Origin of the sequence: Thalassobacillus devorans MSP14 (genome assembly GCF_000496835.1) — a bacterium.
Classification (GTDB): Bacteria; Bacillota; Bacilli; order Bacillales; family Halobacillaceae; genus Thalassobacillus; species Thalassobacillus devorans_B.
This window is the reverse complement of the sequence record NZ_KI543237.1, coordinates 772,870-786,288: the sequence shown is the minus strand read 5'-3', so window position 1 is coordinate 786,288 and position 13,419 is coordinate 772,870. Positions and strand designations below refer to the sequence as shown.

Sequence of the window (13,419 nt, the reverse complement as noted above, 5' to 3'; positions counted from 1 at the left end):
TGGGAAGCTGGCTTTGTTGGTTATGAGATGTTTTTCTTGTCTAACAATTCAATCGCTTGTTTCAACGAAGAGCAGGTGGTAATGCGGTTTTTGCTCGTTTGAAATAACCCAAGTTTGGTTGCCTGCATGCTGAGGTCAGGTCTCATACCGGTAAGGAGCGGTGTAATCCCTAATAGAGTCAGGGAATCAAGCAGACGATACAAATGGCTCATAAAAGAGTTGTTCACATCATATACACCGGATAAATCGATGATCAGCCAGTCGATATTCCAATTGCTCACTTCTTTCAATGTCTCATCCATCAGGACATCTGCCCGCTTCTGATCAATCTCTCCGATGATTGGCAGGATAGCGGCGGAGTCTTTGATTGGGACAATTGGAGTAGAAAGCTTAAGGTATTTTTCTTCATAATCTCTAAGAATCCGCTCTTCTTCCCGAGCGAAACTAAGACTGAACCCATGCACGATATGGTTGAAGATATCATCCGTACGTGTCACCACTTCAATGATGTGGGTGAAGTTATAATCGGTTTCCCTTGCTGTTTCCTCGATAAATGTCCAAAGCACTTCTTTGTATATTCCGATTCTCTCCAACGCATCACTTAAAGAACCACCCTGGCGGACAGCTGTTTTTCCGACTTCCTCTCCCCATTGAGCGGCTATTTCATTAGATTTCTCTACATATAGCATTGTTTTAGCAATTGTTTCAAATAGTTCATGGACGACTCTTTTATTATCTTTTAAGTCTTCTTCGGTTAACTTTGCTAGTTCTTGCGGGTACCTATGTTCAGATAAAGTGAATATTCTTTCAGTCAATTCGTCAACGTTTTCAGATATTTTCTTTTGGAAGAATACCACGTGTTCTTTTTGCACCATAAAACAATTCAGTCCCTTTTAACAATAAATTACTATCATTATATATTGTCACTGTAATTAAGTAAATTTAAATAATCATGACAAGCTATCTTCTGAAAATATATTATTGGAATTACATCCGTAATTCCCCATATTTCGAAATAAGATAAAAGTTTTGGCTCTTTTGAACCTCCGATTTGAATTTACAGATAAGCTCCCTATTCCTGAAGACTCAGTTTCGAGAGAAACTGTTTCCGTTATGGCGATAAGCGTTTGGAGGTCCGGGAAATCACTCGCTTTCCATGGGCGGACGGTGAGCTTCCTCAGGCTCCGCCTTGCGGGATCTCACCATGTCCTATCCTCCCATTGGAGTCTCGCAATTTCCCGGCCCTCCTTACGTCTATAAGAGAAACGAAAACATTGGCAGGCAGAGTCATCCAACCATACTAATAGGTACAAAGAGGCCTTGTTTGGCGGTGAATTTGGAAGACATCTTCATGTATGGCAGGGGTTCGTTTCTCCCATCCTTCGGATGGGGTGGTAGGGAAACTGCGAGACTCCCGCGGGAGAAGGAGATAGGCGAGATCCCACAGGGCGATAGCCCGAGGAAGCTCGCCAGGTCCCCCGCAGGAAAGCGAGTAGTTTCCAAACCACCCCTGACGCTTTTATGATAAAGAACCCTTATCTTGAAACCAAGTCTTACATAATCCGGCCATTTTGTTGAATAAGATTCTTGTGAAAATATCCAATAACGTTTCAGAAATCCAAAGGTTTAATAACTTTATGGAGAGGTTAAAGGGTTAATAACGTTTTTAAAATTTTATTGGTAAAGGTTGCGTGGAGCTATGAAAAAACTTGCAATGATACCGATTTTGCTCATCCTTTCTGGGTGCAATCTGCGTGTGCTTGATCCGAAAAGCCAGACAGCTTCTGATCAGGCCTTTTTAATTTACTTAAGTTTTGGCATCATGATGTTCGTCGTATTAGTGGTAGCGCTTCTTTTTATTACTTTTACAGTGAAATACAGGGAAACAGAAAAAAATCGTCATGATATTCCAAAACATGAAGAAGGGAACAGGACACTGGAAATCATCTGGACTGTATTTCCTATTATCCTCCTGATTGGACTGGCGGTCCCTACTGTGATGATTACGTATGATGTCTCCTATATTGGAGCAAGTTCAGATGATAACGCCCTCCATGTCAATGTTACGGGAGAGCAATTCAGGTGGACTTTTGAGTATGAGAACGGTGAAAAAACCCACAAAACATTAGTTTTACCGAAAGATCGGGAAGTTATTTTCCACTTAACCTCAAAAGATGTGATCCATTCTTTTTGGGTGCCAAAACTAGCAGGAAAAATTGATGTATTACCTGGTGAAGAAACAAGACTGAAGGTTACCCCGGAAGAAACAGGCACCTATCAGGGGAAATGTGCGGAATATTGTGGAACGCTTCATGCTGATATGAGGTTCGAAACAAAAGTAATCAAACAAGCTGAATTTCAGACTTGGCTGTCAAAGAAATAATGACACTAACAGAGAAAAGGGTGAAACCATGGAAATCAACCTATTTGGTAAACTGATCTTATTACCCACGGACGTCATAGCTGCATGGGTGCTGATGATTATCACAGGGCCGCTTGTATTATATTGGCTAACTAAAAAAAGGGCCTGGCCGGTCATTTGGGACTATGCTACGAGCACTCATCATAGAAAGATCGGTACAGTCTATATCATTTTTTCCATCTTATTCTTTTTCAGAGCCGGTGTAGATGCCTTGTTCATCCGGCTTCAGCTGATCACTCCTGAAAACCAGTTTTGGGTCTTTCAAGGCGATAAATATAATGAAATATTTACAACTCATGGAACGATGATGATATTTTTCGTTGCCACACCTCTGTTGATTGGTTTAATGAATGTGGCGGTACCCTTGCAGATAGGGGCGAATGATTTAGCTTTTCCATATTTGAACTTAGTTTCCGTTTATCTGTTTGTTACCGGTGGAATGATTTTTTTTGCAGCTTTCTTTTTCAATGCTGCTCCAAATGCAGGGTGGACAGCTTATGCGCCATTGTCCACTTCAACGTTTACGGCTGGACCGAATAATAATTACTACATACTCGGTCTCCAGGTTTCCGGGTTAGGGACGATTTTTGCTGCCATCAATATGCTTGTTACGATACTGCGGCTCCGGGCACCTGGTCTAAAGTTGACGAGGATGCCGCTGTTTCCATGGGCTAGCTTGATTACATCCTTCTTGATTCTCGTTGCATTTCCAGTATTGGCGATTGCATTATTACTTCTTCAATTCGATCGTCAATTCGGTTCCCAGTTTTTTATGGGAGAGTTAGGTCACCCTGTCTATTGGCAGCATTTATTCTGGATCTTCGGTCATCCGGAAGTTTATATTCTTGCGCTTCCTGCGTTCGGGATATTTTCTGATATCATTTCTGCTTTTTCTCGAAAAAATGTATTTGGATATACCTCCATGGTTGCCGCATTAGCTTTAATTGGATTGTTAGGCTTGATGGTATGGGCCCATCATATGTTCACTGTAGGTCTAGGACCGTTTGCCAACACATTCTTCGCGATAACGACAATGATGATCGCCATCCCCACTGGCATCAAAGTGTTTAACTGGTTATTCACGATGAGGAAGGGTGTCATCAGGATTCAAACTCCGATGCTTTTTGCGCTCGGTTTTATCCCGACCTTCGTCATGGGAGGGGTGACTGGTGTCATGCTTGCATCTGCCGCAGCAGATATGCAGTACCACGATACCTATTTTGTGGTCGCCCATTTCCATTATGTCATCATAGGTTCAACCGTACTGGGATCTTTCGCTGGCATCTATTACTGGTATCCCAAGATCACTGGAAAAATGCTGGATGATAAGCTGGGTAAATGGCACTTCTGGTTGTTCTTGATCGGTTTCCACCTGACATTCTTCCCGCAGCATCTTGCGGGGTTAAACGGAATGCCTCGCCGTGTCTATGATTATACCTGGGAAGACGGCGTGTTCGTATACAACTTTATCAGTTCCATCGGGGCATTCATGATGGGGGCAAGTATGCTGATCGTTCTTTGGAACGTGTATAAAACACACCGTAAGAAAGAAGAGAACGCAGGTGCTGACCCGTGGGATGGTAGGACACTGGAGTGGTCCGTTCCGTCTCCATCTCCTGAGCATCCGTTTGAAAAAATGCCGGTAATATCCCGGCGTGACCCTTTATGGTGGGCGAAACTAGAAAAGAAAGAACTGCCTCATACAGAGAATCATCGTGCATCTCCGGTCTCTGTCAAAACCGTGCAGCCGATGTTTCTTTCTGTGGCGCTGACCATAATGAGTTTCGGGTTCATCTATGGATGGATATGGATGCAAATACTTGGCGGAGCTGCAGCATTAGCTTCTTTTGTCATTCGGGCATTCAATGATGAACGGAAGCCCGCTTATGAAAGGGAGGAAATGGACAATGAGCAGTAAAACAATGTCCAAAGATTTATATGGCGATAAACGTATGGGGTTTTTCATTTATTTATTTGTGGAAGCGATCATGTTTTCAACGCTGTTTGCGACTTATATTATTTATACACCTCCCCAAATGGGGCTTTATCCTGGTGAACTTTTCAAACTCCACACTGTCGTCCTGGCATCGGTTTTTCTTCTATCCAGCAGTGGGACATTGATGATAGCGGAGAAAGGGCTGGATCGAAAGAACGCCAGGATGATACTGACAGGACTGTTGATTACATTTACCTTTGGAGCGACGTTCATGTATTTTGAAGTGGACGAATTCTATAAGTTTATATCTGAAGGACATACAGTCGCGAAAAACAACTTTCTAGCCTCCTATTTTGTACTGGTGGGTCTCCACGCTTCCCACGTACTCTTTGGACTTGGCTGGATGATAGTTCTTCTTATTCAACGCAAACTGCTTCCCTTCAACCTTTTTGCTGAAAAACATAGGATTTTTAATTACTATTGGCACTTTGTCGATATCATTTGGGTGCTGATCGTTATTATCGTCTACACGCCATACTTGTTCTGACAGCAACAAGCCCGAAGCTCTACTGCAGCTTTGGGCTTTTTATCTCTCATTTTACCCATCGTCTCTGTTAAATCTCATTATTAAATCTACAATTATTTCCTGAAGACTCAGTTTCAAGATTTCAGGTAGCGATTATGGCGGCTGGGAAAACGGATCGCTTTCCGTGGGCATGTGGTGAGCTTCCTCAGGCTTCGCCTTGCGGGATCTCACCATGTCCTATCCTCCCATAGGACTTTGAATAAGCTTCTTGAATAAACACCGCACGAAGAAAATGCGTAGCATTTTCGAGGAGTCTCGCAATTTCCCGGCCCTCCTTGCGTTTTTGAGAAGTACGGAAGCATCTAAGCCTCTTTCAACCATAGGGAGAGTTATTCATGAAACGTGCTTATTACCTGCATGATAGTTCTATATGATTTGTGGAAGACATTTTAATTTATGGCAGGGGTTCGTTTCTCCCATCCTTCGGATGGGGTGGGTGGGAAACTGCGAGACTCCCGCGGGAGAAGGAGTTAGGCGAGATCCCACAGGGCGATAGCCCGAGGAAGCTCGCCAGGTCCCCCGCAGGAAAGAAATAATTGTGTAATCGCCTTGGGAGACACGACACGCATAAGCAGAACAGCAAAAGGGAAGTGTTCTTTCTTCCCGTTGATGGACTGCTTATGTCGCGAGTGTCTAGGCGATGAAGCTGGAAAGCGAGTAGTTTCCAAGCCACCCCTAACGCTTTTATGGTAAAGAACCTTGAAACTGAGTCTTTCACGAGTCGGCTATATTGTTGAATAAGCACTTTCAGTCAAGTAGATATTTCCTGGATTCGTTATAGAGAGGAGGAAGGTTTGCATCTTGTGAAAAGTTGATAGATAAAATAAAGCAGCCAAAAAGAAGCAAAAGCGAGAATTCCAAGATTGATATAATACCAGAAACCATCACCTAATAAATCAAGGGGAGTTCCCTTGCCAGGCGTCCTGGATAAATATAAATAATTCGAACCGATCACTTGATTGACAAAGCCGATCAGAATGGCGTAAATTACCAGGAGTCCATAAGCCTTCATGGTAGTTTTCCAGGTGATGATTACGGGATGAACGAGTGCCAGGAGTACCCCGGACCAGGAGATCCCTATATGATGGATGAAGAATTTCCAGTAACGGTAGTGCTGGTAGTCATGGGGGAGGTCTGGTGTCATTAAAGCCATCAATGCAGGAATAACGGCGATGAAATAGGTGATTTTAATCAACGTATGATTTGGTTTCCAAAGCGCAGTGGCAGCCACTAAAGATGCAATACCGCACAGATGTAACGGCAGGTAATCTTTACTGCTCCATACGCCGTTAACTACTGCCCAGGTTTGGTAAGTGATTTCGGAAATAATCAGCAAAGCGAATAAAAACCATCGTATCCATTGATAGATTGTCTGATCTTTTTTCAGCTTTTTATACCCAAGGAGTATCAATGCCAGGCCTGCCAAATAGATGGCCAGCATGATGACATGACTTACGCCGAACATGTCGAACGGTTGATCAGTACCACTACCGAACCATTGTTTCATACACCATCATCCTATTTTCCTTTATTTATTCTGTGCTATTATTCTATCATAGCTATATCGGAGGGAGATATGATGGAAAGAGTCAATTGTTTCCGGTGTGAGTCCTTTTTCACGACCTGGAATCCCCAGTTTCCGAGAGGGTGTAGGGCCTATGGATTCAAAACAAGAGAAATGCCATCCATACTGGTGAAAAAAACGACTGGAACGGAATGTTTACAATATAAGCCCGATACGCCCGCTTCTAAGCACGTGAATCAGAACAAAGGGTTTAGCGTTAAAGCATAAATATCACACTGTAAATAAAATGAAATTTCAGAATATAGGTCGTCGTATCCATGAATATGTGATATGCTATGGCATATTTACAAACAATAGAGTGAGGGAGTTGAAGACTATTGGCTAGGGAAAAATGGGCCTCCAAGCTAGGCTTTATGCTGGCGGCGATGGGGTCTGCTGTTGGACTCGGTAACATTTGGCGTTTTTCTTATGTTGCGGGTGAAAGTGGCGGAGGCGCCTTTTTGATTTTATATTTATTTTTCGTACTCGTCATCGGTGTACCTTTGTTATTAACAGAGGTGAGTATCGGAAGAAAAGCGCAAAGTGATGTCATCGGATCTTTTGCGAAGTTATCCCCTGGTACGCCATGGTTCCTTTCTGGATTCTTTGGAGTAATGGCATCATTCTTGATTTTAAGCTTTTACAGCGTAGTAGCCGGTTGGTCGATGTATTATTTATGGAAATATATTACCGGTGATTTCTTCAGCCAGCCTGAAGGCGGTTATGAAGCCGCATTCGGCGGCTTTATTTCCCATGCCTGGCAGCCGCTTTTCTGGCATACACTATTCATGGTACTGACGATTTCGATTGTTTATATCGGAGTCAAAAAAGGAATCGAAGCGGCGAACAAAATTTTCATGCCGACACTGGCTATCATTTTGATTGGATTGGCAATATACAGTCTCTCACTGGAAGGGGCAATGGAAGGCGTGAAATTCCTTTTCCAGCCGGATTGGTCAGCGCTGGGTAATCCGTCCGTATATTTAGCTGCCATGGGGCAGGCATTCTTTTCATTAAGCCTCGGTATGGGAGCTATGCTTACGTATGGGAGTTACTTATCGAAGGAGAACAAACTGCCAAGCGCGACCCTTGGTATTGGTTTGATGGACACCTTTTTTGCGGTCATCTCCGGAATAGTGATTTTCCCGGCGGCTTTCGCTTTTGGTATCAGCCCTGGATCCGGCCCGCCGTTGGTGTTCATCACGTTGCCTGGCATCTTTGAACAGATGCCAGTGGGCGGAATCGTCGGCCTGGTGTTCTTCTTTGCGTTAACTTTGGCGTCTTTATCTTCATCGGTATCCATTTTGGAAGTACCGGTTGCTTACTTTATGCGGGTTTTCCATTGGAGTCGAAAAATGGCGAGTATCCTGACGGGCGCTATCATGTTCGGGCTTGGGTTGATCGTATCCTTAGGTTTCGGTATATGGTCCGGCTTCACGCCAATCGGAGACCGGAATATCCAAGGATCGATGGATTTCATCGCCTCCAATATTTTGCTTCCACTCGGAGGTCTTGCTATGGCTATGTTCGTCGGGTGGTATTTTAATAAGGCCACTGCATTGGACGCTACGGATTTGACTGGTAATCCGATCGGTAACGTCTGGTACAGCATCATCAAGTATATTGCCCCGGTAGTGATCATTTTGATTTTCTTGAATGCCGTAGGAATTCTCGGGATGTAATTACATGTCTATCATTTTTGAATTAGAGCATACGAGGGAAGAGGTTGCAAAAGAAATCGAAGCATTGCAGCAGCTTTCCTATCACCAGGAAGCGAGATACGTGCATAGCCGCAAGCTTCCGCCGCTGACAGAAACCTACCAGGATATCCGTATGGCTGACGAAACCTTTTTAGGTATATATAAAGAAAAAAGATTAGTTGGTCTGATTGCCTATCAACTCGAAGCAGGTGACTTCTGGATAACACGTATGGCGGTACACCCAAGGTGGATGCGTCAGGGCTTCGGCAAGGAACTTCTGGATAGAGTGCTGTTTTTGAATCCGACCAGCAGGTGCTATGTGACGACTGGAGCGAAAAATGAACCGGCGATGCGATTTTATCAGAAGTACGGTTTCAATCAGCAGCAGGAGCTTGTGACAGAAGAAGGGATAAGACTCGCTTTCCTCTATTATGAAAGCTATGACCATGGTGGAGGAAAATAATATTTGGCCCCACTGGATACAAAAATAAGCGGGAAGAAATACATTATTTTACAAATGAAGACCGTTCCCACTAGGGAGCGGTCTTGTTTTCTTTTCTAGTCTAGGCGGTATGGACGTGTTAAACTACATAGTGTGATATTTTCGTATACAAAAAGGAGTCATAATAATGGCGATTTCAAATGAAGCAGTATTGAAGAAAATGATGACTGAAATACAAGAAGCGATGCAAAAAAATGGTGAGACCTCATTGGTTCGCGAGCATGTTCGGGCTGTCCGTCTACTATGTGATTTGATGTTAGAAGAGCATGCTGCTCATTCGTCTGGCAGTTCTGCCTACCCTGATCCAACGGAGGTAGATGAACCAACGACTGCAGAAATTAGAAAAATGATGGGAGATCTTCCGTCATCCAGACAGCAGACAGACAAGCAGAAAAAGCAGACAACCGACCACGAAGAAGCAAATGGTGATTCTATATTTGATTTTTAAGGGGAGAGAACGATGAAATTATTTTTATTATTGGCTGTTATCAACGGTTTTATTGCAGTAGCACTTGGGGCTTTCGGTGCCCATGGACTGGAAGGCAGAATTTCAGAAAAAGCGTTGAAAACATGGGAAAAAGCAGTGACCTATCAAATGTTCCATACAGGAGCCTTGCTTGCAGTCGGACTATTGATGATGAAAACTCAATCCAATCTGTTATCAGGATCAGGCTGGCTTTTCTTCATCGGTATCCTGTTGTTTTCCGGCAGCTTGTATATTTACGCCCCAACCGGAATCAAAGCGCTGGCTATGATTACTCCGTTCGGAGGTCTGGCGTTTTTGATCGGCTGGGTGTTGTTAGGGATAGCGGTAACGAAAATCATTTAATTAAAAGAATAGTAATGTAGAAAAAATGGCAATCAAAAGGGCGCGAATGACCTGGGAGACGAAATGGAAAGTATTCCGTTTTTGCAGTTCTACCATCCCTTCGAACATGAAGCTCAAAGCAAGCATATAAAACATGACTAATACCGTCCAGGAGAAAGCCTGCTGGGCGAGTGCTACAATAGCTAGAACGATTGACAGCACCATGCACAGCACTTGAAGGCGCTGCAGTTTCTCGTATGGGTGTTTCACTGGTATGTCACCACCTTGGATGAAGTAAAGCCACGCGCAAATAGCGGCGTGGCTTTTTCTCTGTTTGAAAATCGGGTTGAAATAAGACGATAATTCCAAAAGGTTACCTTGGCGAGTAGTTTGCAAATTGGCCTCCCGTGCTGCCGTATGGATAGCTGTATTCGATTTCTTCATCAAATGTAATGTAATCAAGATAAATCATTAGTAATAAGTAACGTTTTCCAGATTGAGGGTCACTCAAAATGATATGGTCTCTGCCTGCTGCTTCAATAATCCCTTTGAAGATCTTGGCGTTCCATTTTGCGTTATTTTCAAAAGTCATATAAACGGTTGCTTCTTTTCCTCGATTCAAGCGTAAAATGTTCTCTATATAAGATTCTTCGGTAGGGAGCATTCCTCCCTGTCCCTGGGGACTCCCTTGAGGAGTTCCGGACATCCCGCCTTGCATCATCCCGGGCATTCCACCTTGCATCATTCCGGGCATTCCCATCGATTGTTGATACGACCCCATCGTCCCTGCCCCCTGTGGAGGATAAGTTTGGCGGGCAGATGGATAATACCCTGAGGGAGTCTGTGCTGCATAAGCTGGGTAATAGGATGGATAATATGGCTGGTTCTGCTGAGACTGAGCGGAAGCTTGCTTTTCCTTATTATTTTGTGACAATACAATCACTCCTTTTTAGCCTTAATAAACTCGTGGGCACTCACTTTGTAACGGAGAGTAGAAGCAGTGCGATTTGAACCGTCCTGAATTCCATTGACCGAACCATTGGTCAGGGCAGTTTCCTTCAGGCATGAAGAACCATAGGGAATTGGTTGCCGGGTGAAACCGTTCTCCTTTGATTGTCCTTCTGGCTAGACGAATGTCTTTGTCCCGGGCCCGCTGGTAAAAGTATCCTTTTTGCGTAGCTTCGAATCCCCCGGGACTCTGAAAAACCATGTCTTGGATGGAATTGATTGATTTAAAGTCGATGCAATCTCCACGTACACGGTTCACTCCCGTATTACCCACCATCAGCATTCCCAGCTTTCCGTCCCCTTCTGCCTCAGCGCGCATCAGTCGTGCTAACAACTTCACACCTTTTTCTGTGGAAGGGATTACCGCCATTTTTTCACCCCGCTTCAATTCCACAAGATGAACTTCTCTGTAAATGTATATGTACGGGTTCTTACATTATGAAAAATAAAAAGTGCTGCCCCGTATGGGTGGCAGCACTGTTCCGGTATAGTGTATTCAGATGGATAAGAATTTAGGAAGTGATTCTTTTTCGAGCAGGTGCCCGACATAGAATGAACCGAATTCCCCGAAGCGGGCGCTTACTTCGTCAAAACGCATTTCGTATACTAACTTTTTAAACTGCAGGACATCATGGGCGAACAAAGTGACTCCCCACTCCCAGTCATCAAAGCCTACGGAGCCTGTGATGATCTGTCGTACTTTTCCTGCATATTTGCGTCCGATCATGCCGTGGGAATACATCATTTTACCGCGATCTTCTTTTTCGAGCATGTACCAGTTGTCATTACCCTGACGGCGCTTGTCCATTGGATAGAAGCAGGCATATTTCCATTTTGGCAGGATAGGCTTCAAACGGGCCTGTATTTCCGGGTCAGTTTCCGGGTCTTTACCTTGTGCCATGTAATTGGAGAGTTCCACTACAGAAACATAAGAGTAAGCAGGGATAGTGAATTCTGCCAATTTGGTTTTATTGAATTCATTTTCAATTTCATTCAGTTCTTCCATGGTCGGACGTAGAATCATCATCATGAAATCCGCTTTTTGGCCGACAATGGAATAGATAGCGTGACTTCCTGTTTTATTGCTCTCTGTCTTTTCCCACTTATTGATTAGTTGATGGAACTCGTGGATAGCACTTTCACGTTCATCACTTGATATCATTTTCCAGGCAGTCCAGTCCATGGACCGGAAATCATGTAGGCAATACCATCCATCTAAAGTTATCGCTGGTTCTGGCATAGATCATACGCTCCTTTATAAAAAACATAGTAAGTATATTCTCCTTCCTTAATATAACATAATCAATACAGGCCTTCATGTCGGACGCAAATAAGGGGTATGAATTCACTATATTGACACATTTTATAGAAGAAACTGTTTACACTTACATATTACTTTCATTCATACACATATTGGCTTATCATATATAACAGGACAAGAATTGGAGGGAAAAATATGAGCGATCTTTTTGAGACATTAACAGATAAAATTCAAGGTAAAGGTAAGCGTATCATATTGCCGGAAGCTTTAGATGAAAGAATCCTGACTGCAGCCAGTCGTTTGGGAACAAAGGGATTAGTCATTCCTGTATTAGTGGGGAATGAAAATGAAGTAAAACAGAAAGCGGGCGAATTTGGACTGGATATTTCAGCTGCTGAAATTCTCGACCCGGAAAATTATGAAGAAATGGAAGCGATGGTACAAAGCTTTGTAGAACGTCGGAAAGGAAAAGCGACAGAAGCGGATGCCAAGGAAATATTGAAAGATGGTAACTATTTCGGAACCATGCTTGTGTATATGGGGAAAGCGGATGGACTTGTCAGCGGTGCTGTACATTCCACAGCAGATACCGTACGGCCAGCTTTGCAAATTATTAAAACAAAGCCAGGAATCAAAAAGACTTCTGGAGTCTTCATCATGGTTCGTGAGGAAGAGAAGTATGTGTTTGCGGACTGTGCTATTAACATGTCGCCAGACAGTGAAGACTTAGCAGAGATCGCTTTGGCAAGCTCAGAAACCGCCAGGCTATTTGATGTGGAGCCTAAAGTCGCAATGTTGAGCTTTTCTACCAAAGGTTCCGCGAAATCTCCAGAAACAGAAAAAGTGTCTGAAGCAGTTAAAATTGCTAAAGAAAAGAACCCCGATTTGCTTATCGACGGCGAATTCCAATTCGATGCAGCTTTCGTACCGTCTGTAGCAGAGAAAAAAGCACCTGATTCCCCATTGAAAGGGGAAGCCAACACATTCATTTTCCCAAGTCTTGAAGCTGGGAACATCGGTTATAAAATCGCACAGCGCCTTGGCGGTTTTGATGCTGTTGGTCCTGTGCTGCAAGGACTGAACCAGCCAGTGAACGATCTATCCCGCGGGTGTAATGCAGATGACGTTTATAAATTAGCCCTGATAACAGCGGCTCAATCCCTATAAGGAACAAAAGCGCAAGCGCCTTGCTGGTAATGACGTTCGGCTAAAAACGGCACGTCATATGCGTCGGAGCTGAATGTAGCCAATGTTATCCATGATCATTAAATTTCTTGCAAAAAGAAAGTCCGGGCCCCTTTATAAGGGTGCCCGGATTTTTTATAATATGAAAATCACTACTAAGGCAATAGTAATAACAAAAGTTATAATATAGATGATGGACAGAGCCCGAAGATTAGGTGCCTTTTCGTATTCCTGTGACCTGGCAAGCTCATCTTCCGGTGTGTCATTTTCTCTTTCTGCAATTGTTTTATTGATATCTTTTCCTACATAAATCGTAGCAATCAAGGCGATGATACTTAAAATAATAGCTATGATGATGAAAACAGTGAACATACCGCCACACCTCCCGTATGATTTCTTCTATTTTAACATGAACCACAGGCAGCATTTGTAAACATCTGAATTTTC

At 43.5% G+C, this 13,419-nt stretch carries 15 protein-coding genes; 8 read left to right on the top strand and 7 right to left on the bottom strand.

Features of this window, described 5'->3' with window-relative positions:
- Positions 1-20: 20 nt before the first annotated feature.
- Positions 21-875: an STAS domain-containing protein gene (locus P855_RS0114095; RefSeq protein ID WP_028784172.1), complete on the bottom strand. Its 855-nt coding sequence runs from the start codon at positions 873-875 to the stop codon at positions 21-23.
- 824 nt (positions 876-1,699) lie between these two features.
- Here P855_RS0114095 and coxB point away from each other — a divergent pair.
- The 3 genes from coxB to P855_RS0114075 are packed head-to-tail and all read left to right on the top strand — an operon-like array spanning position 1,700 to position 4,905.
- Positions 1,700-2,383, top strand: coding sequence for a cytochrome c oxidase subunit II (gene coxB / locus P855_RS21055; RefSeq protein ID WP_051353233.1), 684 nt, complete (start codon positions 1,700-1,702; stop codon positions 2,381-2,383).
- 28 nt (positions 2,384-2,411) lie between these two features.
- Complete coding sequence (locus P855_RS0114080; protein WP_028784170.1) at positions 2,412-4,340, top strand: cytochrome c oxidase subunit I; 1,929 nt, start codon at positions 2,412-2,414, stop codon at positions 4,338-4,340.
- Entirely contained in the window at positions 4,330-4,905 is a 576-nt protein-coding gene (locus P855_RS0114075) for a cytochrome c oxidase subunit 3 (RefSeq protein WP_028784169.1), read from the top strand. Before P855_RS0114080 ends, P855_RS0114075 begins: the two co-directional genes overlap by 11 nt.
- An 814-nt stretch (positions 4,906-5,719) precedes the next feature.
- Here P855_RS0114075 and P855_RS0114065 read toward each other — a convergent pair.
- Positions 5,720-6,451: a TIGR02206 family membrane protein gene (locus P855_RS0114065; protein ID WP_028784168.1), complete on the bottom strand. Its 732-nt coding sequence runs from the start codon at positions 6,449-6,451 to the stop codon at positions 5,720-5,722.
- A 395-nt stretch (positions 6,452-6,846) separates the two neighbouring features.
- Here P855_RS0114065 and P855_RS0114055 point away from each other — a divergent pair, with 395 nt between their 5' ends.
- From P855_RS0114055 to P855_RS0114040, 4 genes are all read left to right on the top strand, one after another.
- A complete protein-coding gene (locus P855_RS0114055) occupies positions 6,847-8,190 on the top strand; it encodes a sodium-dependent transporter (protein ID WP_028784166.1) in 1,344 nt (447 codons plus the stop codon).
- 4 nt (positions 8,191-8,194) lie between these two features.
- Entirely contained in the window at positions 8,195-8,671 is a 477-nt protein-coding gene (locus tag P855_RS21050) for a GNAT family N-acetyltransferase (protein ID WP_051353232.1), read from the top strand.
- Between the two features lie 166 nt (positions 8,672-8,837).
- Positions 8,838-9,158: a YwdI family protein gene (locus tag P855_RS0114045; RefSeq protein WP_028784165.1), complete on the top strand. Its 321-nt coding sequence runs from the start codon at positions 8,838-8,840 to the stop codon at positions 9,156-9,158.
- A gap of 12 nt (positions 9,159-9,170) precedes the next feature.
- Positions 9,171-9,539, top strand: coding sequence for a DUF423 domain-containing protein (locus tag P855_RS0114040; protein WP_028784164.1), 369 nt, complete (start codon positions 9,171-9,173; stop codon positions 9,537-9,539).
- On the opposite strand, the gene P855_RS0114035 is transcribed toward P855_RS0114040, so the two are convergent.
- The 4 genes from P855_RS0114035 to hemQ all read right to left on the bottom strand — a co-directional run bounded on the left by P855_RS0114035 (position 9,540) and on the right by hemQ (position 11,766).
- Positions 9,540-9,914 carry a hypothetical protein gene (locus tag P855_RS0114035; RefSeq protein WP_028784163.1) on the bottom strand — a complete coding sequence of 125 codons (375 nt, stop codon included), beginning with the start codon at positions 9,912-9,914 and terminating at the stop codon, positions 9,540-9,542. It lies immediately after the preceding gene.
- The gene (gene gerQ, locus P855_RS0114030) at positions 9,892-10,452 is read right to left on the bottom strand and encodes a spore coat protein GerQ (protein WP_028784162.1); all 561 of its coding nucleotides are present in this window, start codon (positions 10,450-10,452) and stop codon (positions 9,892-9,894) included. Before gerQ ends, P855_RS0114035 begins: the two co-directional genes overlap by 23 nt.
- Positions 10,453-10,473: 21 nt before the next feature.
- Positions 10,474-10,896, bottom strand: coding sequence for a cell wall hydrolase (locus P855_RS0114025; protein ID WP_028784161.1), 423 nt, complete (start codon positions 10,894-10,896; stop codon positions 10,474-10,476).
- Between the two features lie 126 nt (positions 10,897-11,022).
- A complete protein-coding gene (gene hemQ / locus P855_RS0114020) occupies positions 11,023-11,766 on the bottom strand; it encodes a hydrogen peroxide-dependent heme synthase (RefSeq protein ID WP_028784160.1) in 744 nt (247 codons plus the stop codon).
- A 216-nt stretch (positions 11,767-11,982) separates the two neighbouring features.
- Between hemQ and pta the strand changes: the two genes are divergently transcribed.
- The gene (gene pta, locus P855_RS0114015) at positions 11,983-12,954 is read left to right on the top strand and encodes a phosphate acetyltransferase (RefSeq protein ID WP_028784159.1); all 972 of its coding nucleotides are present in this window, start codon (positions 11,983-11,985) and stop codon (positions 12,952-12,954) included.
- Positions 12,955-13,107: 153 nt separating this feature from the next.
- Here the strand turns inward: pta and P855_RS0114010 are convergent, their stop codons facing one another.
- Positions 13,108-13,344: a hypothetical protein gene (locus P855_RS0114010; protein ID WP_028784158.1), complete on the bottom strand. Its 237-nt coding sequence runs from the start codon at positions 13,342-13,344 to the stop codon at positions 13,108-13,110.
- Between the last annotated feature and the right edge of the window lie 75 nt (positions 13,345-13,419).

Bases quoted from the DNA above. Each gene is read 5' to 3' on its own strand.
- P855_RS0114095 (WP_028784172.1), bottom strand. From the start codon at position 875: ATGGTGCAAAAAGAACACGTGGTATTCTTCCAAAAGAAAATATCTGAA.
- P855_RS0114080 (WP_028784170.1), top strand. From the start codon at position 2,412: ATGGAAATCAACCTATTTGGTAAACTGATCTTATTACCCACGGACGTC.
- P855_RS0114010 (WP_028784158.1), bottom strand. From the start codon at position 13,344: ATGTTCACTGTTTTCATCATCATAGCTATTATTTTAAGTATCATCGCC.
- coxB (WP_051353233.1), top strand. From the start codon at position 1,700: ATGAAAAAACTTGCAATGATACCGATTTTGCTCATCCTTTCTGGGTGC.
- P855_RS0114040 (WP_028784164.1), top strand. From the start codon at position 9,171: ATGAAATTATTTTTATTATTGGCTGTTATCAACGGTTTTATTGCAGTA.
- hemQ (WP_028784160.1), bottom strand. From the start codon at position 11,766: ATGCCAGAACCAGCGATAACTTTAGATGGATGGTATTGCCTACATGAT.
- P855_RS0114065 (WP_028784168.1), bottom strand. From the start codon at position 6,451: ATGAAACAATGGTTCGGTAGTGGTACTGATCAACCGTTCGACATGTTC.
- pta (WP_028784159.1), top strand. From the start codon at position 11,983: ATGAGCGATCTTTTTGAGACATTAACAGATAAAATTCAAGGTAAAGGT.
- P855_RS0114045 (WP_028784165.1), top strand. From the start codon at position 8,838: ATGGCGATTTCAAATGAAGCAGTATTGAAGAAAATGATGACTGAAATA.
- P855_RS0114025 (WP_028784161.1), bottom strand. From the start codon at position 10,896: ATGGCGGTAATCCCTTCCACAGAAAAAGGTGTGAAGTTGTTAGCACGA.
- P855_RS0114075 (WP_028784169.1), top strand. From the start codon at position 4,330: ATGAGCAGTAAAACAATGTCCAAAGATTTATATGGCGATAAACGTATG.
- P855_RS21050 (WP_051353232.1), top strand. From the start codon at position 8,195: ATGTCTATCATTTTTGAATTAGAGCATACGAGGGAAGAGGTTGCAAAA.